Below are 24,748 nucleotides of genomic sequence, written 5' to 3'. Positions count from 1 at the left end.
CGACAATGAACAGGAGAGAGTCGATTAAAGCGATAGGGCTTACTACGGTGGGTACAGGCCTTTTGTTAGAATCATGTAGACAAGGAGATGCTAACAAAACGGTGGAAGAGTCTGTACAAAATTCAGGTAAATTACCTGGTGTGCAGGAATTCGAACATGCCCGTAATACGGAACTAAATAAGGAGCGTTTTTTTTCGGAACACGAAATGGCCTCTATTACGGTGCTTGCAGATATTATTATCCCTAAAGACGATTTTTCGGAAAGTGCTTCAAAGGCCGGCGTACCGGCTTTTATCGAGTTCATGGTAAAAGACATTCCTGACTACAAATTACCCATGCGGGGAGGTTTAAAATGGCTGGACGTACAGTGTTTAAAGCGTTTTAATAAGCCTTTTGTTGAATGCAGTGAAAGGGATCAGCTAACGCTGATAGATGAAATAGCCTATCCGCTGAAGGCAAGACCCGAAATGCAGCAGGGGGTGGCTTTTTTTAGTTTAATGCGAAATCTCACCGCTTCCGGTTTTTTTACCAGTGAAATTGGGGTGAAGGATATTGGTTATGTCGGTAACCGCCCCGGGCCGTGGGATGGAGTCCCGGAAGATGTATGGCGGCAATATGGTTTTACCGGTAACGACTAAATTGTTTAATGTCCTTATACTTCGTTACATTCAATGGTAACCGTTGTACCAGCTCCTATTTCTGAATGGAAATCCATCGTTCCATTCAGAAATTCAACCCTGGATTCTATATTTGTTAAACCCGCTCCCTTACCGGCTGCTAATAAAGCTTTCACATCGAAGCCGTTTCCATCATCTTCCACAATAAGTGTTACAGACTGCTCGATCTGCTGTAGTTGAACCAGGATAAGAGATGAATGTGCATGCTTTACTGCGTTATTTACCAGTTCTTGCATGATTCTGTACAGTACCAATTGCCTGGAGGCTTCCATTTTATTGGTGTAGTGATAGATTTGACACTGGATGTTAATACCGGAAGATTTCAATTTTTGGCAATATTCACGTATGGCTTCTCCCAGTCCGTAACGCATGAGTATCTCAGGCATCATACTGTGAGCAATTCGTCTGAGCTCTCCAATCGCTCCGTCCAAATGCTGTAAAGTTCTATTCATTAGCTGTTGTTGACTATCGTTTTTTAAAAGTTGCATGAAACCTGCCAATTCTATTTTTACTCCTGATAATAATCCGCCTAAACCATCATGTAAATCACGTGCTAACCTGCTCCGTTCTTGCTCCTGGCCATCGAGCATGGCGGATAAAAGGGAAATGCGATGTTCCTGCCTGATTTTATTTACTTCCATTTGGTGCAATTTATCCTGTTGCTTCATGGCCTTCACCCGCTGCTTATAGGCATAAAAAAGAAAGAGGAGCGTTAAAAAGCTTGTCAGACTGAATGCGATGTAAATGCGATTCAGCTTCTGGTTAAATTGAACTTGCTGCTGTAATACCAGGAGTGCCTTTTCTTTTTTTCCTGCCTCATATTGAGCGTCTAAACGTTTACCCAAGCTCATTTTTTCCGTATTGAATAATGTAGTGTAGGCATCTACATAAAGTTTGTAATTGCGAAGAGCGCCATTTAAATCTTCTTGCTTTTCCTTCATAACGGCAAGGCAGTAGAAAATTTTTGCTTCAATTTCATTATTAACAGTAGGGTCTCGATGAAGTGCCATTATTGCGTTTCCCACCAGCATCTCGGCCTCAGTCAAATTGCCTTTTTCAATTTGTTGTTTCGCTAGCATGACGTAGCTGTCTGCAAGCACTGTGTTTTCTTTGCTGAATTGAGCTTCTTCAATAGCGATTTCCAGGTAATAACGAGCAGAATCGTGTGAACTTTCCGGAAAATATTGCTCGTAAATAGCGGCAATATTTTTGGCTAATGCGGCAATTTCAGTAACATGAATAATACGATCTTTGTTCTTTTTTGCCAAAGAGAAAGCCGCTTTATTTCGTACAAGCGCAGAGTCCAACAATTGTTTTCGGATCGTGTTGGCTTCATAGTGCGCCATAAAGTTATTGGCTGTACATCGATACGCAGCAATTAACTTATCGAGATCTTTACTCCTTTCAGCGCTATAACGCGCTATTCGCGCGTATTTGTCTTGATTGGGAAGATCAGACCATTGGCCATAAATGGTGGAAATTGTTGTATAAAGGTTGCTTTCATAGGAATAATCATGATCCCCGTCGAAGTCTTTGGCAGCAAGCAATAAACTGGCAATGGCTTCATGCGGCTCATTTTGCGCAAGCTGAATTGTCCCTTTGGAGAGCTGGACTAAGGCTTTGCTCCGTTTGTTCGCTGATTTTTTTGCATAAAATTGGGCGCTATCTAAACTTGACAAGGCGAGCTGTATATTTCCATCGTTGCTATGCTGCATGGCAAGAAGCGCGTATAAGCTCGTGGTTTGATCAATATTATCAAGCCGTTTTGATAATTTTAGTGCTTTATCTAGTAACTCGAAGGCTAATCTGGGATCTCTTCTATAATATAAAAATTCAGCTAACCTAGCCATTGTTTCTAATCGATCTTGGCTAGATAGCTCTTTTCGGTCTAAAACCAATCGTAAAGAGTCTTCCGATAAATGGGCATAAGAAGTATTGAATGCTATTGAAAGCAATAAACATAAAGTAAAGGTGAACCGCACATGTTGAAATAAATGTAAGCCTGTGTTGATGCTGATAAATAATAGCTTACTAGGTATTCGATAAAGGATACGGTTTGAGATGGTAATCGTGCGGGAAATGCGTTGCATGATCAAAGATACGTAAGATTCAAAGGTTGTCAATCCCCGTTTCCGGGGGTTTTGAAGCAAAGATGTTTTGGATTACCGGTGTTGATCGAATTGAAACGGCGTTCGGTCAACTTTTTTGTCGATCTGCAGTTCCTTCGTTGTCATGACCAAGCGTTGAGAACCGGTGGGTTTTTCAAAAGCAAGGACCAGTGCCCCTGGGGCAGCATGATTTTTCCTCGAAGGCAGCTCGCTAAATCCCCATTCCCTCCCGTTAGACCATATTCTTTCCATACTGGAGTCGGGATAAGTCCATTCGACATAAGGTTGTTGAAGCAGTACACCCCGTCCTGTCAGCTGTACGTCTGTCGGTATGTTCTCCTCTTCCTCGGTTGAAGGTTTTATTGGGAGCGCTTTGAAGTGTAACAAAAAAGCTTCCGGAATTCCCGCTTCCTGATCAATCATTTTCCGGTTTTCCAGATTGTATTTAACCGAACGATTTGGTGTTTGTATACTTAAAGTGCCCGTATAAGTAAGTGAAAAAATACATTGTCCTGGATTGCTTGCCGGGCCTTGAAAACTAAAGCCCCAAGATTCTTCACGGGCACCTATCGTGTCGGCTGTTATGAGTAGTTGGTTACGGCGAACCCCAATCTTTTTGAATTCTTCGTCGGTGAGCGCTGTTACAGCTAATCCGGTAGATTTGGCAAAACTTAAGGCCTGCAAGTAGCTTTTTTTTATGATGTTGGTATCTCGAAGATACACTTCTGTCTGCTGATCAACATATATTTCAGGCATCTCTTTTCCACTACAGCCAAACAGTATGCTGATTATGAGGATTCTAAGCCATCTGATTTGGCTTTTATGGGTCAATGGATAGTATGTAGAAAGCCTTTCGTGTTTTTTCACACCGACAAATAAAAGCTAAATATAAATATTGTCTGAGGCTTGCCCAAATTATTTATCAATCGCCGTGAAGTACGAATGAAGAATAAACGCATGGGCTGATGTTTGAATAAGGAGCATACTGAGATAAGTATCAATGCTTATCTCAGTATGTAAAGCATCGATAACATTATCAAAATGTGAATCGCACAAAAGGAACGGGAAAAAAGCCTTGCTGGTAGACGTTGATAACATTAAGCTGTTGAGCATTCCACTCCTGGCGAAAAATATTCTTATTATCGGTTACATTTTGCAGGTCGAGAGCGAGTTCCATAGTTGCCCGCGTGAATTCTTTGCGATAGGAGACTTTTACATCTGCCCGGAAATAAGCAGGCTGCTGTAAAGAATATGCCCTTGTTTCCTCGTACTGAATTTCGCCGTCGATAACAGAAGAAGCGATGTCTACCGGCGATAAATAACGTCCACCCACCCGAGAAACCTTTACGCTTAAACCGAATATGTTTTCCTGTTTTCCTACTTTCCATTCCTTACCCCCCAATAAGTTAAAAACATTTTTCATGTTAAATGCAGTGTTGCGCCATATGCCATCACTTCCCTGATACCTAGAACTGAAAAAGGATCCGGTTAGCAAGTAATAAAAGCCTTTATTGAAAAGACGTTCCAGCGTGATGTCTAAGCCATAATTTCTTCCAACTCCTTCATTTATCAGGTTATCGCGCAAAACAGGAATGGTTTCGGCGCCAAGATTTAATGTTGAAAAAGAGCTCGGAGCTTTCGTGACCGGAACATCAAATAGCCGCTGAAAATACAGTTCTGTTTTAAGATGGGTATTGGAACGTATGTTCCAATTATGTGATAAAATAAATTGGTGACTGCGTATAAATCCCAACGATTCATTAGTATATCGATTGCCGGCCGCCGTTGTCGTAACTGTAGCATAGGTGAGAATATTGTCCATTTGACTGTGTAGGCCGTATGCAAAGCCAAAAACATGGGATCCTAAGCCCTCGTATTTAACACCGATTCTAGGTTCTAAACTATTCGTTTGTGAAAGGCTTAAGTACTGATAATGCAAACCGGAGACCATACTAAAATGATCTGTCATTCTGAATTTCCACTGAGTAAAGGCTTGCATTAAGCCAAAGTCACCATTCCGATTGTTCAGTATCATTTCACTTATTCCATGTCGCATCCTCCTGTTAAAAAGAGTGTAATTGGTGAAATCCTCTGTGATACCCGCTACCAAGCTATGCTTTGCATTGAATTTATGATGGAGGTGAAGAACGCCGGAGAATTTGTTTATTTTAAAACGCCAATGCCAGTCAGGTATCGTTTGGTTGATGTTTTCTTGATTAACCGAATCTCGATCAAATTGCTCGTTCGTACGGCTATAACCCAGAATAAAGTTGATAGCGGTTTTTTTGTTCAGTTGGTATTTATAACTTAATCCGCTTATGCTGGTCTGATAACGGGGATAACGGTTACTATATTCGTTGCCATAGGATTGACCTTCGGGATCATATTCGCTTGCCAAAATATCCATGCTGCTTCTTCCCCAAATGCCAAATAAGGAAAGATTACCATGCTTCCCGATACGACAGTTAATTTTATAGTTTAAATCCATATATTCAGGAGTGGCTCCGCCGGTGCCAAACTCAATACCTAAATTCTGAAAAAGCGATAAGGTGGAATAGCGGGCATTTATCAAATAGCTCGCCCCCTTACTGTTGCCTATAGGGCCTTCTGCTCCACCTTCAAAGCCATTGAACCCCATCTGCGTTACAAACTCGTGTTTCTCACTATTTCCGTTGCGAAGTTTTAGATCAAACACACCGGATAATGCGTTGCCATATTGGGCAGGAAAAGCCCCTGTCATAAAATCAGATTGATCAATCAAATTGCTGTTCAGCATACTAACGGAGCCTCCCATGCTATTAAGAGAACCAAAATGATTTGGATTTGGTATATTAAGCCCCTCCAATTGCCATAGCATAGCATTTGGAGAGTTTCCTCGGATGATGATGTCATTTCGAGTATCATTGGTAGAAACAACACCTGCAAAATTAGTAGCCATTCGCGCGGGATCGCCTAACGAACCTGCGTAACGTTTCGTCTCATCCATATTAAAAGTTCTGGCGCTCACACTTAACATATCGTTGTTAACCTTACGTCCCCCGCTATTTTCATTAGCTGTGATCTCGACGACGTCCAAATTCATTAAACTTTCACGCAAACTGATTGTTAAGTCCACTTCCTTGCCTGCTGTTACAATAATGTTATTTAATGAAAGAGGTTCATAGCCAACAGCGGTTATAATGAATCGCTGTCTGCCAAGCGGAATGTCCGTTAATTTGAAATTACCAGAGGAATCACTTAGGGTGGTTTTGGAAAGGTTAGAAGCAAGTCGAATCGTAACACCTTGCAATGATTGCTTAGAAGCCTCGTCGCTAACATTGCCTTTAACAATTTGAGTTACTTGTTGAGCCTTGGTCTGTACAAGGTAAAATGTGATGAATAGGAAAAAAACGATTTTCATATATGCCTTTTTTTACAAAAAAAATGGCATTTTCGGATCTTTTTGTTGATCGAAGTCAATAAACGATTGCTTATAGTGCGTAGTTTTCACATTATCCGCTTCCGAATCCTACTCAGGGCTTCCGGTGTAATGCCTAGGTAAGATGCAATGTGGTATTGAGGTATGCGTTGTATAACCTGCGGCTTCGCTTTAATAAGGTTTAGATAACGTTCTTCAGGCTTTTCAGCTAATAAAGACGCGTTTCTTGTTGTCAGTCTCAAAAATTGAGCTTCGGCAATTAGTCGACCCGCTCGTTCAAACACCGGATGCTTCTCATACATTAACTGTAAACCGTTGTAGTGTAATTGAAACAAAATACAGTCTTCAACTGCCTCGATACCATATAGAGCGGGTTTACGTGTCAGAAAACTTTCATAGTCGCCTGTGTACTCATTTTCGAAGAAGAAATTATAAACACATTTTTTATTATCCAGATGGTTATAAACCATTACTGCTCCTTTTTGAATAAAAGACACAATGTTGTTTGTTTTTCCTTCTTCACTGATTATGTCGCCCTTCTTGTAGTGTTTGACTTGTTGAAGGCTAACAAAACTATTCCAGGTTTCATCATCTAATTTAGGTATTAGTTTATGAAAAAATATTCTTAAGGTGTCATACATAGCTTTTTTATTTGCAACCGGCAAAATAATCATTGTGCCATAGAATGCATAAAGAAGTTTAAAAAAGGTCTCCCATAACAATTGTCATCATCATCTTCCTGCCGGGGTGAATGCTATTGGTGTTTGTGAGCAAGATTTTTGATTCGGCGCAATTGCCTTCAAACCAATAGTATATCGATTTATTTCACTTCGTACGAATGACTCATCATACATTCTTTTGTAAAATAATAGCCATGTTAATAATAAAGCGATGAGGAATTCGAACAAATCCGCTAACTTGCTTGTATTTAATAATAGTATGATGAAATATTTAATGCTCTTTTGTTTTATTTTTACTTTATATGGGGAGAGCTATGCTCAGTCACCATCGACTATAAATCAACAATTAAATAAAATAACAAAAATGACATCTATTACATTAAAGGGCAATGCCGTACATACGGTTGGTACATTACCTTCCGTTGGGAGCGAAGCAAAAAACTTCAGGCTGACCGCTATTGACTTATCTGAAAAGACGCTGGACGACTTCAAAGGAAAATACGTAATCCTCAATATTTTTCCCAGCGTTAATACCGGTGTTTGTGCAGCGTCTGTACGTAAATTTAACGAAGACGCAGCTAATCTACCCAACACGACCGTGTTATGTATATCTAAAGATTTACCTTTTGCTCAAGCACAGTTTTGCGGGGCCGAGGGGATAAAAAATGTTGTTATGTTGTCCGATTTCCGTTCAAATTTCGGTGAGGAGTACGGTGTTGAAATTGCAGACAGCCAAATGAGAGGTTTACTAAGTCGCGCCGTAGTAGTAATTGATCCTCAGGGCAAAATCATTTATGAAGAACAGGTGCCCGAAATTGCTCAAGAACCAAATTATCAGGCCGCTTTGAAAGTTATCCAATAACATAGGATTTACTGGGTCCAATAAAAGTGAATTTAAAGTGAAAGCCGGTTACTTGTTAACCGGCTTATTACGTTAAAAATAAAAGAGGCTTAAAAATACAAAGATGAAAATAGCTACATACAATGTAAATGGTGTTAATGGCCGATTGCCCGTATTGCTTCGTTGGTTGGAAGAGGCGAAGCCCGATGTCGTTTGCTTGCAGGAGTTAAAAGCCCCTCAGGAAAAATTTCCCGAACAGGCAATCCGAGAAGCTGGTTATAATGTTATATGGCATGGCCAGAAAAGCTGGAATGGCGTGGCCATCCTCGCTCGACATCTAGATATAATAGAGTTTGGACGTGTACTTCCGGGAGATCCGGAGGATACACATAGCCGATATATCGAAGCAAGTATCAATAACATTCATATAGGATGTCTCTATTTGCCAAACGGTAATCCGGTTCCCGGACCTAAGTTTGACTATAAGCTCAAGTGGCTTCAGCGTTTAGCCAATCACGCACAGGAGTTATTGAATAAGAATATTCCTGTGATATTAACGGGCGACTATAATGTGATCCCCACCGAACTCGATGTATACAAACCGGAACGTTGGGTAGACGATGCATTATTTCGGCCGGAGGTGCGTATGGCTTTCTCCGATTTAATGACGCAAGGATGGACGGATGCAATTCGACAATTATATCCCAACGAGCGGATTTACACTTTTTGGGATTATTTCCGTAATGCATATGGCCGCGACGCCGGCTTACGTATTGATCACTTTTTGCTCAGCCCACAACTGGTTGAAAGACTGGTTGCAGCCGGAGTGGATCGTTATGTGCGTGGGTGGGAAAAAACAAGCGATCATGCCCCGGTTTGGATAGAATTGCGTGATCTACCGTAAGCAAATATGGAAATCGCTACGAATCGCCGACACAGGAGCTGTAGAATTAGTTGACTTTTTTCATTAAAAGTATTAATTTTATGGTAATTATGCATGTTGCTATATTGCCTTAGCCGATCCTTTGCTTATCAAGCCCCATACTTTTTGTTTGCCAATTACAAAACTAAGTTACGTTATGAAAACAGTTAAGTATATTCTTGAAAATAAGGCTAAATCCATCGTGTCGGTATCTCCCAATGATTCCGTTTTGGGGGCTTTACGAATTATGATGGAAAAAAACATTAGCGCATTGTTGGTCGTTGATCAAGGTGTGTTACTCGGTATCTTTACGGAAAGGGATTACGCCCGAAAAATTATTCTCAAAGGCAGGGCCTCCGCAAATACTGCCATTCATGAGGTAATGACATCAAATCCACATACCGTTGGACCGAATCATTCCATTGATCATTGCATGCAGCTTATGACTGATCGGCACTTCAGGCACCTGCCGATAGTAGAAAACGGTAACTTGATAGGGATTATATCGATAGGCGATCTTGTTAAATATATTATTGAAGATCAGAAGCAAACTATCAGCCACTTGGAGAGTTACATTAATAGTTAAGAAAAGAATTAGAATAAAAAAGCTAAGTAGGCCAACTAATGAAAACTCACTAAATGACTCAAAAATCACCTTTAATCAGTATTCTTTTAAATGCATATAAGATAGGGGAGGCGGAAAATCTCTGCTGTACACGTCTTTGATACTCTTGGATAAATAAGGTTTTGATATCGTCAGTAAAACGTTCGAAATAAGGTATTAATGCAGATCCTGAGATGAATTCGAGGAGCTCATTGCTGTTGTGGACTATTAAAGGATAAACTTTCTGAATAATATTCATTTCTTTACAACCATTTTCGAATAAGATTTGGGCATATTCATCTATACTCAATATAGGAGAGATCTTTTTCCATCCCTTTAATGCGCTTGAAAACGGCTCTTCCTGAACCATATCCAATAACATTTGATTCAGCACATTCTCCTTTTGAGAAGGCATTTGAATAGCCAGCTGTCCATCGGATTTCAGAATAGAAATCATTTTCGGTATTAAACGGGCGTGATCGTCAATCCATTGGATTGCCGCGTTGGAAAACACTAGGTCCCATTGACTTGGTTCGTTTAGTTGTTCTTCGATTGTCTTTCGCTCAAAAGAAACACGTTCGTTTTGGTAGTGTTTAGATTCTTCCAGCATTTCTGACGATGAATCTATTCCTAATACGCTTTCAGCGTTTTGGAGTTCTTCAGAAAGCATTTTGGTTAATTCACCGGTGCCGCATCCTAAATCAAGAACGGTCATTCCCTGCTTTGAATTAATGAGTGCTAAAAGATCATAAAAAGGTGCATACCTTTCCTTTTTAAACCTGTTATAGAGAGCCGGATTCCATGCCATAGTTTTTGATTTTATTCATAAAGGTAAAATTTATCCAAATGAAATACGATAAAATGGAGACCAATTAGAAGACGTCGTTCGAATGGAGGTTCAATCCGGCCAGTTTAATAAAAAGACAGTCGGTACAATAAAAGCTTTTTCTTTGTTACAAAACATTATAAATTGTTTAAAATCAGTTATTTTATGTTGTTTTATAAACTTTTAATATAGATGTTCTTCTAGTCTTTACAAAAAAATGCCAGGAAGAGGAGATTCTCTAATGCGCGTTAAGCCATGTGTTCTCTAAATAGGTGATTATGCAGCTTCTAGCTTTATGTGTTATTTTATTAATGTCAACTAATCTTCGCTAGTATTATGTATAAACAGTTTATATAGATCATATTATTTATTTGATAACTAATGGTATATTTTTTACTTCTATTTATTTGGTATGCTCTGGTCTGCCTCATTTTGAGCCGTAACACCTATGGTTTCAAGAAATCATGCCATCGAATCGGTAAATTATACCATTAGCTCCGTAAATCACACCACCGGTTATAAAGTGCGTTGTTTAGTTTTGGCAAATAAAGGATAAAGATGTCCCTCAGGTTGTAAAAAGAAATATGGAAAATTCGAAAGAAATCAGTGAGTGGAGCGCTGCGCTAGAAGCGAAATGTCCACGTTGTCGTACAGGCGCCATGTTTACCGGGAAAGCTTACGGGCTTAAAATTCAAAAAATGAATGAAAACTGTCCACATTGCGGTTTGAAGTTTGAGCGCGAGCCCGGTTATTTTTATGTTGCTATGTTTGTGAGCTATGCCATGAACGTGGCCGAGTTAATCGCCGCCTGTGTAGGTACCTATTTACTAACCGGTAATTTGGAGTCACCCTGGCTGTATTTAGGTGCAGCACTTGCAGCAGCGCTTTTGCTTTCGCCATTAAATTATCGATATTCGCGTGTCATCTTGCTGTTCTGGTTAACCCCGGGACTACGTTATATACCCGATTTTGTTCAACAGCAGAAGAAATAATTTGTAGAAGTATTATTTATGCATTATGACTGACGAATAAGCGATACCTTTGTGAGACATATGAAGGCTTTCCCTGTTTATGATATTATTGGTTTGGGGGTTACGCAGAATGATGTTTTAGTTAAGCCGTTTGCTCCCTACATCCTGGAACATCAGAAGTTGTTGGTTCCCCATCGACACGCTTTCTTTCATGTAGGTTATTTTAGACAAGGACAAGGTATTCATACAATCGATTTTGAACAGTTTCAGGTAAAGCCTTTTCAGATTTATTTTATGGTGCCGGGTCAAGTGCATCACTGGAATTTTGAAGGCGAGATAGAAGGATATGTACTGAATTTTTCCACCTCCTTTTTCCAGTCGTTTTTAATGCGGTCGGATTACCTTAACGATTTTACTTTTTTTAATGGAATAGCTAAGGATTCGGTCTTGGATATTCCCTTATCGCTTCAAGGAAAGATTGAAAAGATTTTTGAAGAAATGATTAGTCTTCGGGAAACTATTAATCCAATGAATCTAGATGCTTTACGCGTGAAAGCATTAGAACTATTTCTATGTATTGGTGCCTCCCATATAGGGAAAAGCCATGGTAGTTCTTTGGTTAATCAAACAGTCATTCGGAATTTTCAGCGGTTAATAGATCAGAACTTTCAAACTTTGCGATTGCCGAAAGAATATGCGGCACTTTTATATGTAACGCCCAATTACCTAAATGCACTTTGTTCAGATATGTTGGGTATATCAGCGGGTGAATTAATTAGAAATCGTATTGTATTGGAAGCAAAACGTTTACTTGTTAATTTGGAACTCCCGATTTCCGCTATTGCGTACGAATTAAATTTCAACGATCCTTCCTATTTCACCAAGTTCTTTAAAAAATATGTCGGATTAACGCCTGAGGAGTTTAGAAAGCAGTTTTGAAGAATAACCGGCTTTATTTTTTTTGCTACCCAGCCGGTTTGCCATTGCTTTTCTACAGTAAGCTCTTTTGGGTTTATCAGTATTGCGTTTTGTTTATCGAAATTAAGTTATTGTTAATATATTTTTATCTTTTCTGTTTGTTTGTTGCCTTTATTTTATGATTTATTCTAAAATACAGGGTATTTCCTGTGTTTTTTGAAGGGTTTTCCTCTAGTTAATCACGGATTTGTCGCCTTTCTTTGTATAGAAATTGTTTTTACCGCTTAAAATTAAAAATATGGAAAAGCATTACGGTGAAATTATTGAAAGAACCATCCGTCGCAATGGCTATAGTATCAGCGAATTGTCGAGATTGATGAAAGTAAATAGAAGATCTATTTACAATTGGTTTAATCAGCCTAAATTTAAGCCTGAAATCATTTTCAAAATAGGCTGCGCTTTAAAACATGATTTTTCGAATGAGTTTCCTGAGCTTTTTTCTGCTGAGGAGTTTCAGAAAGTTTTTAATGATAGCAAGATGTTCCATATGCGATTTTTAGATGAGGAGCGTGAAAAGATAAACTATTGGAAGGACAAGTACATCAGTTTATTGGAAGAATATAACCATATTCTTGCGGCAAACAATATCCAGACGAGGACGATCTCGATTTCCGCATTATAGCAGCGGTTTTTATCAGTTGATCCGAAAACGTAGGTGCTTCCAAAGTTCGGAACTAATGTTTTGTTGGGATGACCTGTACGGTTATAGGTGTTTTATTAATGGAATTCCAATGCGTTCAGCTGGAAGATTGACTTTAGAAATTATTAAAACGGTATGATGGTTCTCTATAACACGGCCGATATGGATAGCCTACCGATTTACAATTATGTAATAGAGAAGGATCAGGAAGCAATTATTTTTTCGAAATTAGCTTCCTATGAATAAAGAATTGAATGAATTAAAAACTAAGCTGTATAAACGTTGCCATGAGATCGTGAACGAGCGTATTGATCATGCAGAGCAAGGGATTTGCTATGCAAAAGATGCAGCAACGGATGATACAAAAAGTAGCGCGGGAGATAAATACGAAACTACGCGCGAAATGATGCAACAAGAAATCAATAGAAATGAACGTCAATTGGCAGAAGCAAACCGGTTAAAATATCAACTTGATGGTGTTTCTGTTGCGTTAGCGAGTGATATTGTTCAATTGGGAAGTTTAGTGCAAACCAATGATGGCTTATTTTTTTGGCAATTGCCCTTGGGACAGTTGAACTTTCACCCTATAGCTTTTTTGTTATCTCTCCTGTATCTCCTTTTGGACAGACGATGTTAGGAAAGCGTGTTGGGGAGTGCCTTACATTCAATAAGAGGAGTTATCAAATCTTAGCTATCGTATAAAGCCGGGTTATGCGATATTTGTACACTTAGTATAAAGTGCCTGGCAAATTCCAAACGTTGGGCCTTTTCTTTTCAGATATGCTTAACAGCAGCTTCTTAACCTTGGTTCATTTTTTTTCCTACAATTTTTTTTATCCCATGGGTCTATTTTTCGGCACTTTTACGACTCATGCCATCATTTCAAAAAACACACGGTTATCCGACCCGATAACCGCTGAACTCCTTGTTTATTGATGAATGCAACAATAAATAATCTTTTCTAAATTAGCCGGCTGTATATAGAGAATATAAAAAACTTCGTCTGTTGTCCAATTTTTAAAGTTCAAATGTCTTCTCGTTAAAGCAGATAAATAGAAATAATGAAGACATGGCTTAGCTCCTTTGATGTCCATTTCAACAGTAGTTACGTAAACTTTATCTTTGAACCGATGAAGTCGAAAAAGAATTTTTTATTGTAAATCAAAAAACGAAAGTAATGAATGAGTTTTTATTAATATTCCGTAGATCCTTTATTGGCGAAGAGGCACCATCGCCCGAACAATTGCAGGCTAGTATAAAACCTTGGCAGGATTGGCTGGGGAATATCGCCGCACAAAATAAACTCGCTAGACCATTGCAACGTTGGGATGCCAAAGGAAAGGTGGTTACGAGTAGCAAAACCGTGATTAACGGACCTTATGCCGAAATCAAGGAATCCATTGGTGGCTTAATCATTATAAAAGCGTATGATTATGACGAAGCTACTGAGATCGCAAAAGATTGCCCCATCTTACAGATGGGGGGAAATGTAGAAATAAGGCTAGCTGTGCCGGCCGATTATCATGAATAAAGCTGCTTGACCGGACAATGCACAACAGCGAGCTTTTGCCACATTTATTTCGTACAGAGTACCGTAAGCTGGTTTCGGTACTCTGTTATCTGTTTGGTATAGAACATATAGAAATAGCGGAAGATATCGTAAGCGATACATTTCTTTCTGCCAGTGAATCATGGAGTATAAAAGGAATTCCTGATAATCCCACCGCATGGCTATACACGGTTGCTAAAAATAAAACAAAAAATCACCTAAAACGGAGTAACTTATTTGAGCAGAAATTATCACCTGATTTAAAGCACATTACCGATAAAGTTGAAGAACTGGAAATTGATTTATCAGAAAAAAACATTAGTGATAGCCAGCTGGCAATGATCTTTGCGGTCTGCAATCCTTGTATTTCAAGCGAGGCGCAAATTTCTTTAGCCCTCAATCTGTTATGTGGCTTTAGTGCACAAGAAATTGCAAACGCTTTTTTAACAAACAAAGAGGTAATCTATAAAAGAATTCAGCGAGCCAAAGAAAAGTTAAAAGATGAAAATATTAAGATTGAGCAACCTAAAATAACTGAAATTAATGCTCGATTGGATACCGTTTTAACGGCATTATACCTGTTGTTTTCAGAGGGTTATTATTCTATCTCTCATCACACCGTCTTGCGTCGGGATCTCTGTGCTGAGGCTATGCGTTTAACCTATTTGTTGATGGAGAACCATCACACAGACAAACCCGCAGTAAGTGCTTTGTTATCACTTATGTGTTTCCACTCATCGAGATTTGACGCTCGTATTCGTCAAAACGGAATGATGATTTTGTATGACGATCAAGATGAGCAACTCTGGAACAAAGAGCTGATCGAAAAGGGGATTTATTATCTGAACCGAGCCTCCCAAGGTAGTCAACTAACCAAATATCACTTAGAAGCAGGTATTGCCTATTGGCACACGCATAAAGAAGATACAAAAGAAAAATGGGAGAATATTTTACAGTTATATAATCATTTACTCATTTTGGAATATTCACCCATAGCAGCCTTAAACCGAACCTATGCGTTGGCTAAAAGTAATGGAAAGGAAGAAGCTATTAAGGAGGCAGAAAAATTAAACCTTGCAGATAATCCTTTTTACTATTCATTACTGGGAAATCTGTATACGGGATTGGATAATCAAAAAGCAGTAGCTTATTATCGAACCGCGTTAGTCTACACGCAATCAGATGCTGACCAAAGCATTCTCAAAAAATATATTGAGCAGTTGTTACACAAAGTGGACCCTCTCACTAAGTAGCAATCTTTCTGTTTGTCAATCAAATTGTTCAATAGCGAACAATCCATCGTTCATTTTCGAACAGTGTAACCTAATATTTTATAATTTATTTAATTGATAATCAGTTGTTTATTGTTTTGGAACGATAATGTGAATTATTGGCATAAATGGTCATTGGGGCTAAAACATGGTTGATGATCTCGATCGTTCCAATGTGGAAAATAAGATTAACAATAAATAAAGAAAGTATGAAAACGTTAGTATTAAGTAGTCTAATAGCAATTGCAAGCGCTGGTAACGCACTTGCTAATCAAACGACAAGTGGCGCTCACGAGAATTTCAGAAGTGGGCCGGAATTAGTGATACCAGCCAAAATGATAGACGATCTAAAAAGTCAAATTGAATTTCATCAGCGAAACATTGATATTCTTTGGAACCAGTACGACCTCATGGTTGCCCGTATTCAAGGCAGTAAAGGAAACCGAATGGAACTCCAAAGTGATAAAGCCTATTTTATCAATGTGCATGAGCAAAATATCGGAAAGGGAATCGCAGTAGAAGAAAGTAAAAAGGCGATTGAAGAAATTGAAAAAAAATTTCAAAAGGAACTTGCTAAACGAGAAGCTTATGAAGCAAAAGAGATCGCTCGCATGCAACGTTCATTAAAGGAAGCGCTCACATTGGAACAAAGAAAAGTAGCGAGGCTGCGGAAGAAGAATGCCGACATAGCGAATCAAGAAGCGTTATCAAAATTACAAGAGTTGGATCGCTACTTTTCGCAATCAATTCAACGTATAGCCGATCTTCAGCAAAATCCCTACAAAATAAGTATAGCGGCTGACAAGTAATTTCCCTGTCGGAGGAGTCGTTGAATAATGTTGGCAAAGAAAGTTGCCCTAAAGTAATATGAAGCAATCTGTTAGTCAAGTTACAGGTTGCTTTTTTTGCTTGGAAGGAAAATACTTATTTAAAGCTTGCTAAAGACACTTTTTTGTTTACCTTTGTATTGTTTGTAATCAATCTAATTAATAATAGTAAAAAATCAGGCGATTATGTACAGTACAGTTTTTATTTTACTTCTTATTGCCTTCTACCTTTTATATAATCTTTCTCAACGGGTTCCGAGTAAGAATAAACCGGCCCGGGCAATATACTTCAGAGAACGAATTATTTTAACACGAATGCTTAGCTTAATTTTGATCCTGGTGACATCGGTTTTGTTGATTAACCGATTAGGAATAGGGGCTGGTATTTTCTGTGCAATGCTGCTATTGATGGTGTGCGCCAGTTTTGTTGTGGTGTTGTCACCGTTACGTTATATTCGATGGCACCATTTACTTGCCATTTATTTTTTTTCCATTGTTCTTGAAACCTTTATCTTTTAGTCATGCCAGCTAATAAAAAATATTTAACTTCTTCACCGTGGCAAAGATGGATGAAAATCAGTGCGGGTTTTTTCGGTGGATACGGTGTTATGATCTCGTTCTTCTTAATGCTCGCTTGTTTTCTCGAAAAAAAGAATGTTATTGTAACTGGCGCCGTAGTAGGCTATGTGCTTTGGGCCTTACTATTGCTTTTCGCTTTCCTCTCGAGGTCGTGGTGGAAGCCGTGGATCATCTATTTAGCGTTAACCATCGTCTTTTTATTACCCTACCTACTAAAATAGCACGTTATGAATAACCGAAACTACAATATTTATTTCCATACCCACACGATAAGCGGCATTATCATAGCATCGCTATTATATGTTATTTTTTTCGCCGGTTCATTTTCTTTTTTTAAAGACGAGATCAGCGCTTGGCAAAGCGGCAAATCAGTAAATGAAAAACTATCTCACGGATTACCCTATCAACTACTCTTGGATTCCCTTGATTCAAAATACAATCTTGCAGGTAGAGATATTAACTTTTACCTTTACCCCAACACGAGTCATTGCTATATAAATATAGCGCCTTCTAAGGACACGCTCCATAATCCTAAAGCAAAAGAGCGGGCTTATATAGGGTATGATTTTGCTGAGCGTAAGGAAAAAAGTTATGAAGAATCGTATGATATGGGCGAGTTTCTCTATCGTTTGCATTTTTTGGCCCAACTCAATCAGGCGATCCCCCTACGAATAGGATACCCCATTGGCTATCTGATTGCAGGTCTGGTGGCCTTTCTCTTCCTGTTTGCGTTAATTACGGGCTTATTGCTACACTGGGACAAGTTGGTTTCCAATTTTTATCTATTCAGACCCTGGTCTAAATGGAAGACCCTGTGGACAGATCTACACACAGTTTTGGGCGTAATCGGTTTTCCATTTCAATTCGTTTTTGCCCTTACCGGTATTATCTTAATCATTAATACCGTTTTTTTGGCACCCTTTAGCCAACTACTCTATAAAGGCGATATGGAAAAAGTATTTCAAGATTTGGAATATGCGACAGCTGCTGAAGCTACTTTCATCGGCAAGCCGTTAACGTCAACGCCCAATATTCAAGAATATATGGATCAAACACAGAAAAGATGGCCAGGTGCTTTCTTCAATCGTGTAGCTATTAAGAACTATGGCGATGAAAGTATGTTACTGTCGATCGAGTCAGAGGCAGATCGTAAACAAAGCTTTGCAGGAACCGGACAAATTACTTATGAATTGAAGACGGGAAAGGTCTTGACCCATCGTTCACCCTACGATACGCCAACCTACATTGCATCGGTTAAAAGCTTTATATATCGATTGCACTTTGGTGACTATGGGGGGTATTTTGTAAAACTTGTTAATTTTATTTTGGGAATAGCGGGTTGTGTGGTTATTATATCCGGTATCTTGATCTGGCTGGTTGCGCGCGACAAAAGCAGTGTCGCTTCTTATAAGAGAAAATTTAATTTTTGGTTGTCTAACGTTTTTTTAGCCATCTGTCTAACGATGTTCCCTGTAACCGCTTTTTCATTTATCCTAATCAAGTTCATTGGTAACGTAAATCAAACCTTAATCTACCAAATTTACTTTTGCAGTTGGCTGGTAATTAGCCTATATTATATTCTTAGGAGAAATCTCAGGCGTACTAATGCAGAGACTTTACTTTTAGGCGGTATATTAGCTTTGCTGGTTCCTGTTGTTAACGGCGTTTTTTCCGGTAATTGGCTATGGAATACCTGGGCTCGACATGCAACGGATATTCTGCTAATTGATCTACTTTGGATATCATTAGGATTGGTGGCGCTTATAGCTTTTGCAAGAATCAAAAAATATCAGGCCTTAAAAGCGCCGGTTGAGAGAATCAATCAAGTTCCTGTCCCTGATGATCAACAGGCTTATACCGGAGATTTAACATATTGATAAAAGGCCACTGTAATTTTGCAATAGCCTTTTCTGTATTATGATGTGCACATGAATGATAAAGGGTGAGAATCTTGGTTTGTTCCTTACAGTTGCTTTAGACTCATGTAGGCACTTGTAGGCGCATCCTTGCCTTTTATAGCCAAAATTTCGTTATATTCCTCTAACAAGGATATATATTTATCCTTCCAATAATTTATTTTTTCCAATTCACTCGCTAAAAAATCGTCACTGAAAGATCTGCTTTTGCTAAATGCCTGCTGGAAATCCGCAGGTGAGAATAACTCGGGAAATTCGTTCGAAAAATCGTGTTTCAAAGCACAACCGATCTTAAAAATAATTTCAGATTTAAACTTAGCTTGATTAAACCAATTGTAAATAGATCGTCTATTTACTTTCATCAATCGCGACAGTTCGCTAATGCTGTAACCATTACGTCTGATAGTGCGTTCGATGATCTCGCCATAGTGTTTGTCAATATTATTTCTCATTTGGTTGATAATTTTGTTAACACAAAGAACTGGGTAAAAAAGTGTAAAAACTAGAGGAAAAAGGAGAGAAATAAACGGGGTATTTCCTGTTTTTTTACCACATATTACCATAATATATGAAATAACTGTGCCTCCTCGCGGCATTTTACGCATGATCATAGGTTGCTACTGCTAATTTGAACCTACGAGCTGGATTAATCGGAGAACATGATCTTGAAATGTTAAAGATTGTTAAGGTTTTGCAAAAAAGCCAACGATGGCGTAGTTTTGTGATATCATAATTTAGGTTTATAATTGGTTAATAAAGCCTTCAATCTCCCCGATTGAAGGCTTTTCTTTTGACAAGTCTTCATAAACGTCCTTTTCAAATGTAATCTCCTGAGTTTGCTAAATCGATTTTGTAACATTTCTGGTGCATTGTAAGTATAAGAACCTGAATGTATATATTTGAAAAGCCAAGCATAAATATAAGATGAATAGCCAAGCAAAAAAAACCTTAATCTTTACAATGATTCTATCGTTTATCGCTCTTTTCGGTAGGGGGCAAACCAAACAGAATTATATACAGTATGTAAATCCTTTCATCGGTACTGCGCCACTTACGGATTCAAAAATTCTTGGTTATGAGCTTCCTACAGGTTGGAGGTCATGGGCAGGTCTTACATTTCCGGGAGCTTCTTTGCCTAATGCTATGGTTCAATTGAGTCCGATTACGGAATATGGTTCAGGCGCCGGCTACGAATATGAAGATACAGTAATTTATGGTTTTACTCATACAAATAAAGGGCATTGGAATCTTTGTAATATTCCCATACTTCCCATATCTAATCCCGATGATTCTTTCGGTTCGAAGTTCACACATAAACGCGAGCAAGCCGCACCTGGATTTTATCAAGTATTTTTAGATGATTATCAGGTTGATGTTAAATTGACCACAACGCTTCGCTGTGGGTACCATTCATATGATTATAAAAATACCATGAACCGACAGATACTCTTCGATCTTGCCAAGGCAAATAACCGAGTGTCGGCGTGGCAAATTGATCAAATAGATAGTAGAACGCTACAAGGATATCAACAAACAGGTGAGCGCATATATTTTTATGCCGTTTTGAATACGGATATAAAAAAGCTCCAGAAGAATCAAACAGAAAAGTCAAAGGGCTTCGCTCTTGTTCATTTAACAAATGAAAGTAAAGCACCTGTTGAACTTAAAATAGGTTTGTCATTTGTTAGCATGGAAAACGCTAAACAAAACCTTTTACAGGAAATAGGTAATAAAAGCTTTGTTGAAATTCAAGAGGAGGCTAGCCGTCAATGGAACGAAATATTATCTTCTATAGAAGTAACAGGGGGAACAAAAAAACAAAAAGAAATGTTTTACTCATCCCTATACCGGTCTTTGTTATGGCCTGCTTTACGTAGCGACGTGAATGGAGAATTTACCGACGCAAAAGGAAACGTGGATAAAGCAGATTTCAACTATTATACTGAACCTTCCCTTTGGGACACTTACCGGAATAAGGACGTACTCCTCGGGTTACTTGCTCCGCAGGTCGCATTGGATGTCATTAAATCAATGAAAGACGTGGGAGATAAAACAGGGTTTATTCCAACTTTCTTTCATGGTGATCATGGAGCTTCTTCTATAGTTGGCGCTTATTTACGTGGCATCAATGATTTTGATGTTCAAGGAACTTACAAACTATTATTACGGAATGCAAATGCGTCAAATGGTGCCCGCCCTTATGTAGATGAGTATATACAGAAAGGTTATATATCGGATCCTGACATCGCAAACCCGCATGTTGAAACAAAAGGGAAAGCGGGTGTTTCAAAAACACTCGAGTACGCTTATGATGATTATTCGCTTGCGCAAATGGCAAAAAAACTGGGCGATGAAGTCAATTATAAGCGTTTGATAGCCCGTTCAAAGAACTACAGAAACGTATTTGATCCAACGACAAAGCTTATGCGGGGCAGATTAGACAATGGAGACTGGATAACCCCTTTCAATCCGCAATACCCTTATTATGAATACATGTATAGAGAAGCCAATGCTTGGCAAGTGTCTTTTTTTGCACCGCATGATATGGAAGGACTGATTGAATTATACGGTGGAAAGAAAGCGTTCGAGTCAAAACTAGATTCGTTATTTACCATCCCATGGAATCCAACTTATATAGCAAGAAACGTTGAAACAATGATCGGACAGTATTGCCATGGAAACCAGCCTGACCATGAAGCACCTTTCGCTTATTATTTTATAGAGAAGCCCGAAAAATCGCAACGCATTATCGATTATATCTTAAATAATCTCTATGGTATTGGTGATGAGGGGCTAGCCCTTTGTGGAATGGATGATGCAGGTGAAATGTCCTCATGGTATGTACTGAGTGCATTGGGTCTATACACATATTCTGCAACGGATCCGACTTACCTTGTGACCGTGCCACTTTTCGATAAAGTGAAATGGCATCGAGCCGCCGGAAAAGAATTGACTATAATAAAAGCCGGTGAAGGACGGGCGCTGAAAAACATTATAGTCAATGATAAACCAAATAAAGGTTATTTTGTATCGCACGATTTGTTTCTTAAGGGGGGTGAAATAAGAGTTGAAACTAAATAATGAGGGAAGCTTTGTATTTGCTAATACGTATCGATAGTTTTCGGAAGCGAAATTTTATTGTCAGTACCTATACCAATTTGGGAACTGCAATGTATATTTCCCCTTAACATTTTTACTCTGTGCTTTATGGTGAGTAAGCCGGTAGCATTGTTGTCTTCTTTTTGAATATCAAAACCGATACCATTGTCCGAAACAGTTGCATTGATAAAACCTTCATTTGAATCATAGATTTTAATAGAGGCTTCGGTAGCTTGCGAATGCTTAACGATGTTCAAGGCGAGTTCTTGAACAATACGATAAACGGCTAGCTGAATCTCTTGGTCAGCCGGTGGGACTATGGGTTCGATTTCTGCAACGAAATTGCAGGGGCCGGTAAGTTGACTACAGATATTTTCAATAGCAGCCTCCAATCCGAAATCTTCTAAAATGCTGGGCATAAGCTCATGAGAAATTCGTCGGCTTTCTCGAATACAATTGGCAAGAAGTAATTCCGCATTTTTTAATTTTTTTCGGTTCTCCTCAGTCGAAAAAAGGGAATCGCTTAAATCAATCGTATCTAAATTCAGCTTAATGCTAAATAGCATCTGTCCGAGTCCATTATGTAGATTCTCCGAAATCCGCCTTCTTTCTTCTTCTTGGGTCCGAAGTGTTACGCGAAAAATTTCTCTTTGTTGTCGCGCTTCCATCTCTAACTGTTTTGCCTTCATTTGCTCATTCTTTATCTGTAACTGCTTTTCTGCTGTCATATCGTCCGCTATTACGATCAACAAATCATGAAGCTTATTCGCTTTAAATCGCAAGCAGCGATTTTTCCATTTGTTTCGTACCATCGTTCAAAACTAGTTGATTGCCCCGTATAAACAACTTCTTTAAACAGGTCCAATACATCGAGCTTCGAAGCAGTAGGAAATAATTCGCGATAACGTTTTCCAATAATATCGTGCTTTGGTCGATTAAGTGATTGGCACATTAAATCGTTCAATAAGAACATTTCAAAATCATCGATGGAATTATCTGCAGCATAGCATGTTTTATATACAGCAATCGAGCTTGGCACGCCGTTAAAAACAGACTGTAGAAGCTCTTCACTGCTCTTAATAGCCTGATAGGCTTGGTTTCTCGTTCTCTTAAGCGTGATATGCGCTTTAATTCGTGCCAATAATTCGGGCGGAGTGAAAGGTTTTACTAAATAATCGTCAGCACCGGCGTCGAAACTATCAATTTTTGACGCTTCGCTCGCTCTTATGGAAAGTAGAATGAGTGGGATATCATGTGTTCTCGGATCTTGACGTAACGCCTGCAATAGCTGTATTCCGTCCATCCCAGGCATTATAATATCGCTTAATATTAGGTCGGGTCGTGTTGTTTTTGCTAGCTCAAGAGCCATAATGCCATTCTGAACTACGGTTACTCGATATTGTGTCTTAAGTAAACAACTAACATATTCCCGCATATTGGCATCATCATCTGCGAATAAAACGTGAGGGAGTGTCTCGAGGGAAGCTGAGGTGTTGATTCCGTCACTCGCATTGATCCTTTGCGGTGCTTCCATTCTATTGCCGTCCGTTTGCTTTTTGTTGGCAGCAAGGAACCATTTTTTAGCCATGGTAAAATATCTTTGTTTTTACCATAACAATTCTGGCATTTGAAGGTTCGCGAGTTTTTCAGGAAGCGGCGAATAATCGTTAGGAAGTGGGCAGATGATTCGTCTCCCACTCCTTCAATACTTAAGATTTGTTATTTCGCCTTTTCGTTATAATTGATCATCCAACGAACACCGTACCTGTCTTCAAATGAACCAAAGTAATCGCCCCAAAACATGTCTGCCATAGGCATTTCGACTTTTCCTCCAGCCGACAATCCGTTAAATAATCTATCCGCCTCTTCGCGACTATCAGGTGTGATACAGATATAGTTGTTGTTTCCTACGTTTAATTGATGACCTGCTGATTTTAGACAATCGGAAGCCATTAAAAATTGTCCCTCACCAATGGGAATAGAGACATGCATCGCATAGTTTTTTTCATGGTCAGGAAGATTTTCACCTCCTGGAGCCGCACTCATTTTTTGGATAAATAATTCACCGCCAAAAACTGATTGATAGAACTTGAATGCTTCTTCTGCCTGGCCATCGAAGTTCAAATAAGGATTGAGTTTCATATTATTTATTTTAATTAGAGGTTATTAGCTGTTAGCTATAAAACTATTAATGTTTTATGTGTTACACATTACTAAAGGGTTAAATTCTCTTTCATTACTCCATTGAATACAAGCCAAAGAGGTTGCCCTCTGTATCCATGCACAGAGAACAATAGCCGTATTCGCCAATAGAAAATTTCGATTTATGAACTTTTCCTCCGGCCGCTTCTACACGGCTCTCTTCTATACTGCAATCTTGGCAGGGAAAATAAACGATGGTATTGACGCAAGCACCGTCGCCTTCTTTTGTGCCGGGCATTTCTATCAGTGCGCCGCTTACCTTATCGGTCTCCTCATCAGGCGAAGAAAAGAAAGTCATCTTCATTTCTTGAGGCGCTTCGCCTGGTGCGCATTCAGCATCAAAGAACGTTCTATTTAAAACTGTCCGGTAAAACGTCTTTGCCCTTTCTAGGTCCCGGACATATATTTCAAACCAGCATATAACATTGTTTTTCATAATTCAGTGTTTTATTTTTTGTTAGCTATTTTTTTTGTCTTATTATCGTATAACAAAGGTATTACCTATTTATGAGAATAGAAGAGGCTCTTTATGCCATTTTTAGGGTGTATTTAAGACATTCCTTTTATAAAGGATAAATGAACTGTTTTGTTTTGCATATGAACTAAATCTCCCCATTTTTCCCGACTCAATAAGGTCTGC

Annotated in this window: 25 protein-coding genes; 15 read left to right on the top strand and 10 right to left on the bottom strand. The window is 38.9% G+C overall.

Annotated features, from left to right (window positions below; all coding sequences use genetic code 11):
• The first annotated feature begins 5 nt into the window (after nucleotides 1-5).
• Nucleotides 6-638, top strand: a complete 633-nt coding sequence (locus tag QT327_RS03030; protein WP_130858434.1) for a gluconate 2-dehydrogenase subunit 3 family protein — start codon at nucleotides 6-8, stop codon at nucleotides 636-638.
• Between the two features lie 14 nt (nucleotides 639-652).
• On the opposite strand, the gene QT327_RS03025 is transcribed toward QT327_RS03030, so the two are convergent.
• From QT327_RS03025 to QT327_RS03010, 4 genes are all read right to left on the bottom strand, one after another.
• A complete protein-coding gene (locus tag QT327_RS03025; RefSeq protein WP_130858433.1) occupies nucleotides 653-2,767 on the bottom strand; it encodes a sensor histidine kinase in 2,115 nt (704 codons plus the stop codon).
• Between the two features lie 72 nt (nucleotides 2,768-2,839).
• Nucleotides 2,840-3,541, bottom strand: a complete 702-nt coding sequence (locus QT327_RS03020) for a hypothetical protein (protein WP_130858432.1) — start codon at nucleotides 3,539-3,541, stop codon at nucleotides 2,840-2,842.
• A gap of 280 nt (nucleotides 3,542-3,821) precedes the next feature.
• A complete protein-coding gene (locus QT327_RS03015; protein WP_289551987.1) occupies nucleotides 3,822-6,185 on the bottom strand; it encodes a TonB-dependent receptor in 2,364 nt (787 codons plus the stop codon).
• Between the two features lie 86 nt (nucleotides 6,186-6,271).
• A complete protein-coding gene (locus QT327_RS03010; RefSeq protein WP_165447091.1) occupies nucleotides 6,272-6,844 on the bottom strand; it encodes a Crp/Fnr family transcriptional regulator in 573 nt (190 codons plus the stop codon).
• Nucleotides 6,845-7,247: 403 nt separating this feature from the next.
• Here QT327_RS03010 and tpx point away from each other — a divergent pair, with 403 nt between their 5' ends.
• The 3 genes from tpx to QT327_RS02995 all read left to right on the top strand — a co-directional run bounded on the left by tpx (nucleotide 7,248) and on the right by QT327_RS02995 (nucleotide 9,232).
• On the top strand, nucleotides 7,248-7,745 hold the full coding sequence (gene tpx, locus QT327_RS03005) for a thiol peroxidase (protein ID WP_130858429.1): 498 nt from the start codon (nucleotides 7,248-7,250) through the stop codon (nucleotides 7,743-7,745).
• Between the two features lie 103 nt (nucleotides 7,746-7,848).
• A complete protein-coding gene (gene xth / locus QT327_RS03000) occupies nucleotides 7,849-8,628 on the top strand; it encodes an exodeoxyribonuclease III (protein ID WP_130858428.1) in 780 nt (259 codons plus the stop codon).
• Between the two features lie 175 nt (nucleotides 8,629-8,803).
• Nucleotides 8,804-9,232: a CBS domain-containing protein gene (locus QT327_RS02995; protein ID WP_013667747.1), complete on the top strand. Its 429-nt coding sequence runs from the start codon at nucleotides 8,804-8,806 to the stop codon at nucleotides 9,230-9,232.
• Nucleotides 9,233-9,290: 58 nt separating this feature from the next.
• Here the strand turns inward: QT327_RS02995 and QT327_RS02990 are convergent, their stop codons facing one another.
• Nucleotides 9,291-10,058, bottom strand: a complete 768-nt coding sequence (locus QT327_RS02990) for a methyltransferase domain-containing protein (RefSeq protein ID WP_130858427.1) — start codon at nucleotides 10,056-10,058, stop codon at nucleotides 9,291-9,293.
• A gap of 602 nt (nucleotides 10,059-10,660) precedes the next feature.
• Between QT327_RS02990 and QT327_RS02985 the strand changes: the two genes are divergently transcribed.
• The 10 genes from QT327_RS02985 to QT327_RS02945 all read left to right on the top strand — a co-directional run bounded on the left by QT327_RS02985 (nucleotide 10,661) and on the right by QT327_RS02945 (nucleotide 18,768).
• Entirely contained in the window at nucleotides 10,661-11,068 is a 408-nt protein-coding gene (locus QT327_RS02985; RefSeq protein ID WP_013667745.1) for a DUF983 domain-containing protein, read from the top strand.
• Nucleotides 11,069-11,128: 60 nt separating this feature from the next.
• Nucleotides 11,129-11,986, top strand: coding sequence for a helix-turn-helix domain-containing protein (locus QT327_RS02980; RefSeq protein WP_013667744.1), 858 nt, complete (start codon nucleotides 11,129-11,131; stop codon nucleotides 11,984-11,986).
• A gap of 277 nt (nucleotides 11,987-12,263) precedes the next feature.
• Nucleotides 12,264-12,647, top strand: a complete 384-nt coding sequence (locus tag QT327_RS02975) for a helix-turn-helix transcriptional regulator (protein ID WP_013667743.1) — start codon at nucleotides 12,264-12,266, stop codon at nucleotides 12,645-12,647.
• 256 nt (nucleotides 12,648-12,903) lie between these two features.
• Complete coding sequence (locus QT327_RS02970; RefSeq protein ID WP_289551985.1) at nucleotides 12,904-13,302, top strand: 3-oxoacyl-ACP synthase; 399 nt, start codon at nucleotides 12,904-12,906, stop codon at nucleotides 13,300-13,302.
• The gene (locus tag QT327_RS28120) at nucleotides 13,296-13,367 is read left to right on the top strand and encodes a hypothetical protein (protein ID WP_354004805.1); all 72 of its coding nucleotides are present in this window, start codon (nucleotides 13,296-13,298) and stop codon (nucleotides 13,365-13,367) included. Before QT327_RS02970 ends, QT327_RS28120 begins: the two co-directional genes overlap by 7 nt.
• 475 nt (nucleotides 13,368-13,842) lie before the next feature.
• Entirely contained in the window at nucleotides 13,843-14,196 is a 354-nt protein-coding gene (locus tag QT327_RS02965) for a YciI family protein (RefSeq protein WP_013667739.1), read from the top strand.
• 35 nt (nucleotides 14,197-14,231) lie between these two features.
• Nucleotides 14,232-15,467 (top strand): RNA polymerase sigma factor, encoded by a 1,236-nt coding sequence (locus QT327_RS02960; protein ID WP_289551984.1) that lies wholly within the window; start codon nucleotides 14,232-14,234, stop codon nucleotides 15,465-15,467.
• 227 nt (nucleotides 15,468-15,694) lie between these two features.
• On the top strand, nucleotides 15,695-16,294 hold the full coding sequence (locus QT327_RS02955) for a hypothetical protein (RefSeq protein WP_013667737.1): 600 nt from the start codon (nucleotides 15,695-15,697) through the stop codon (nucleotides 16,292-16,294).
• Between the two features lie 539 nt (nucleotides 16,295-16,833).
• Complete coding sequence (locus tag QT327_RS02950) at nucleotides 16,834-17,112, top strand: hypothetical protein (RefSeq protein ID WP_130858425.1); 279 nt, start codon at nucleotides 16,834-16,836, stop codon at nucleotides 17,110-17,112.
• Between the two features lie 6 nt (nucleotides 17,113-17,118).
• Nucleotides 17,119-18,768 (top strand): PepSY-associated TM helix domain-containing protein, encoded by a 1,650-nt coding sequence (locus tag QT327_RS02945; protein WP_130858424.1) that lies wholly within the window; start codon nucleotides 17,119-17,121, stop codon nucleotides 18,766-18,768.
• Between the two features lie 86 nt (nucleotides 18,769-18,854).
• Here the strand turns inward: QT327_RS02945 and QT327_RS02940 are convergent, their stop codons facing one another.
• Nucleotides 18,855-19,259: a helix-turn-helix transcriptional regulator gene (locus tag QT327_RS02940; protein ID WP_013667733.1), complete on the bottom strand. Its 405-nt coding sequence runs from the start codon at nucleotides 19,257-19,259 to the stop codon at nucleotides 18,855-18,857.
• Nucleotides 19,260-19,731: 472 nt separating this feature from the next.
• Between QT327_RS02940 and QT327_RS02935 the strand changes: the two genes are divergently transcribed.
• Nucleotides 19,732-21,888, top strand: a complete 2,157-nt coding sequence (locus QT327_RS02935) for a GH92 family glycosyl hydrolase (RefSeq protein ID WP_130858423.1) — start codon at nucleotides 19,732-19,734, stop codon at nucleotides 21,886-21,888.
• 20 nt (nucleotides 21,889-21,908) lie between these two features.
• Here QT327_RS02935 and QT327_RS02930 read toward each other — a convergent pair whose 3' ends face one another.
• The 4 genes from QT327_RS02930 to QT327_RS02915 form a co-directional block, all read right to left on the bottom strand.
• Nucleotides 21,909-22,634 carry a sensor histidine kinase gene (locus tag QT327_RS02930; RefSeq protein ID WP_289551983.1) on the bottom strand — a complete coding sequence of 242 codons (726 nt, stop codon included), beginning with the start codon at nucleotides 22,632-22,634 and terminating at the stop codon, nucleotides 21,909-21,911.
• Between the two features lie 17 nt (nucleotides 22,635-22,651).
• Nucleotides 22,652-23,494: a response regulator transcription factor gene (locus tag QT327_RS02925; RefSeq protein ID WP_289551982.1), complete on the bottom strand. Its 843-nt coding sequence runs from the start codon at nucleotides 23,492-23,494 to the stop codon at nucleotides 22,652-22,654.
• Nucleotides 23,495-23,625: 131 nt separating this feature from the next.
• On the bottom strand, nucleotides 23,626-24,048 hold the full coding sequence (locus tag QT327_RS02920; protein WP_013667730.1) for a VOC family protein: 423 nt from the start codon (nucleotides 24,046-24,048) through the stop codon (nucleotides 23,626-23,628).
• A 94-nt stretch (nucleotides 24,049-24,142) separates the two neighbouring features.
• Nucleotides 24,143-24,544 (bottom strand): VOC family protein, encoded by a 402-nt coding sequence (locus QT327_RS02915; protein ID WP_130858421.1) that lies wholly within the window; start codon nucleotides 24,542-24,544, stop codon nucleotides 24,143-24,145.
• Between the last annotated feature and the right edge of the window lie 204 nt (nucleotides 24,545-24,748).

This window comes from Olivibacter sp. 47, from assembly GCF_030372825.1.
GTDB classification, from domain to species: Bacteria; Bacteroidota; Bacteroidia; order Sphingobacteriales; family Sphingobacteriaceae; genus Olivibacter; species Olivibacter oleidegradans.
Note: the sequence above shows the minus strand (reverse complement) of the source record. Positions and strands in the feature narration are given on the sequence as shown.

Coding starts and splice junctions, on each gene's coding strand:
- QT327_RS03015 (WP_289551987.1), bottom strand. CDS start 6,185: ATGAAAATCGTTTTTTTCCTATTCATCACATTTTACCTTGTACAGACC.
- QT327_RS02935 (WP_130858423.1), top strand. CDS start 19,732: ATGAATAGCCAAGCAAAAAAAACCTTAATCTTTACAATGATTCTATCG.
- QT327_RS02950 (WP_130858425.1), top strand. CDS start 16,834: ATGCCAGCTAATAAAAAATATTTAACTTCTTCACCGTGGCAAAGATGG.
- QT327_RS02970 (WP_289551985.1), top strand. CDS start 12,904: ATGAATAAAGAATTGAATGAATTAAAAACTAAGCTGTATAAACGTTGC.
- QT327_RS02985 (WP_013667745.1), top strand. CDS start 10,661: ATGGAAAATTCGAAAGAAATCAGTGAGTGGAGCGCTGCGCTAGAAGCG.
- tpx (WP_130858429.1), top strand. CDS start 7,248: ATGACATCTATTACATTAAAGGGCAATGCCGTACATACGGTTGGTACA.
- QT327_RS02980 (WP_013667744.1), top strand. CDS start 11,129: ATGAAGGCTTTCCCTGTTTATGATATTATTGGTTTGGGGGTTACGCAG.
- QT327_RS02915 (WP_130858421.1), bottom strand. CDS start 24,544: ATGAAAAACAATGTTATATGCTGGTTTGAAATATATGTCCGGGACCTA.
- QT327_RS02975 (WP_013667743.1), top strand. CDS start 12,264: ATGGAAAAGCATTACGGTGAAATTATTGAAAGAACCATCCGTCGCAAT.
- QT327_RS02955 (WP_013667737.1), top strand. CDS start 15,695: ATGAAAACGTTAGTATTAAGTAGTCTAATAGCAATTGCAAGCGCTGGT.
- QT327_RS02940 (WP_013667733.1), bottom strand. CDS start 19,259: ATGAGAAATAATATTGACAAACACTATGGCGAGATCATCGAACGCACT.
- xth (WP_130858428.1), top strand. CDS start 7,849: ATGAAAATAGCTACATACAATGTAAATGGTGTTAATGGCCGATTGCCC.
- QT327_RS02930 (WP_289551983.1), bottom strand. CDS start 22,634: ATGACAGCAGAAAAGCAGTTACAGATAAAGAATGAGCAAATGAAGGCA.
- QT327_RS02995 (WP_013667747.1), top strand. CDS start 8,804: ATGAAAACAGTTAAGTATATTCTTGAAAATAAGGCTAAATCCATCGTG.
- QT327_RS02920 (WP_013667730.1), bottom strand. CDS start 24,048: ATGAAACTCAATCCTTATTTGAACTTCGATGGCCAGGCAGAAGAAGCA.
- QT327_RS03020 (WP_130858432.1), bottom strand. CDS start 3,541: ATGCCTGAAATATATGTTGATCAGCAGACAGAAGTGTATCTTCGAGAT.
- QT327_RS03030 (WP_130858434.1), top strand. CDS start 6: ATGAACAGGAGAGAGTCGATTAAAGCGATAGGGCTTACTACGGTGGGT.
- QT327_RS02990 (WP_130858427.1), bottom strand. CDS start 10,058: ATGGCATGGAATCCGGCTCTCTATAACAGGTTTAAAAAGGAAAGGTAT.
- QT327_RS03010 (WP_165447091.1), bottom strand. CDS start 6,844: ATGTATGACACCTTAAGAATATTTTTTCATAAACTAATACCTAAATTA.
- QT327_RS03025 (WP_130858433.1), bottom strand. CDS start 2,767: ATGCAACGCATTTCCCGCACGATTACCATCTCAAACCGTATCCTTTAT.
- QT327_RS02925 (WP_289551982.1), bottom strand. CDS start 23,494: ATGGCTAAAAAATGGTTCCTTGCTGCCAACAAAAAGCAAACGGACGGC.
- QT327_RS02965 (WP_013667739.1), top strand. CDS start 13,843: ATGAATGAGTTTTTATTAATATTCCGTAGATCCTTTATTGGCGAAGAG.
- QT327_RS02945 (WP_130858424.1), top strand. CDS start 17,119: ATGAATAACCGAAACTACAATATTTATTTCCATACCCACACGATAAGC.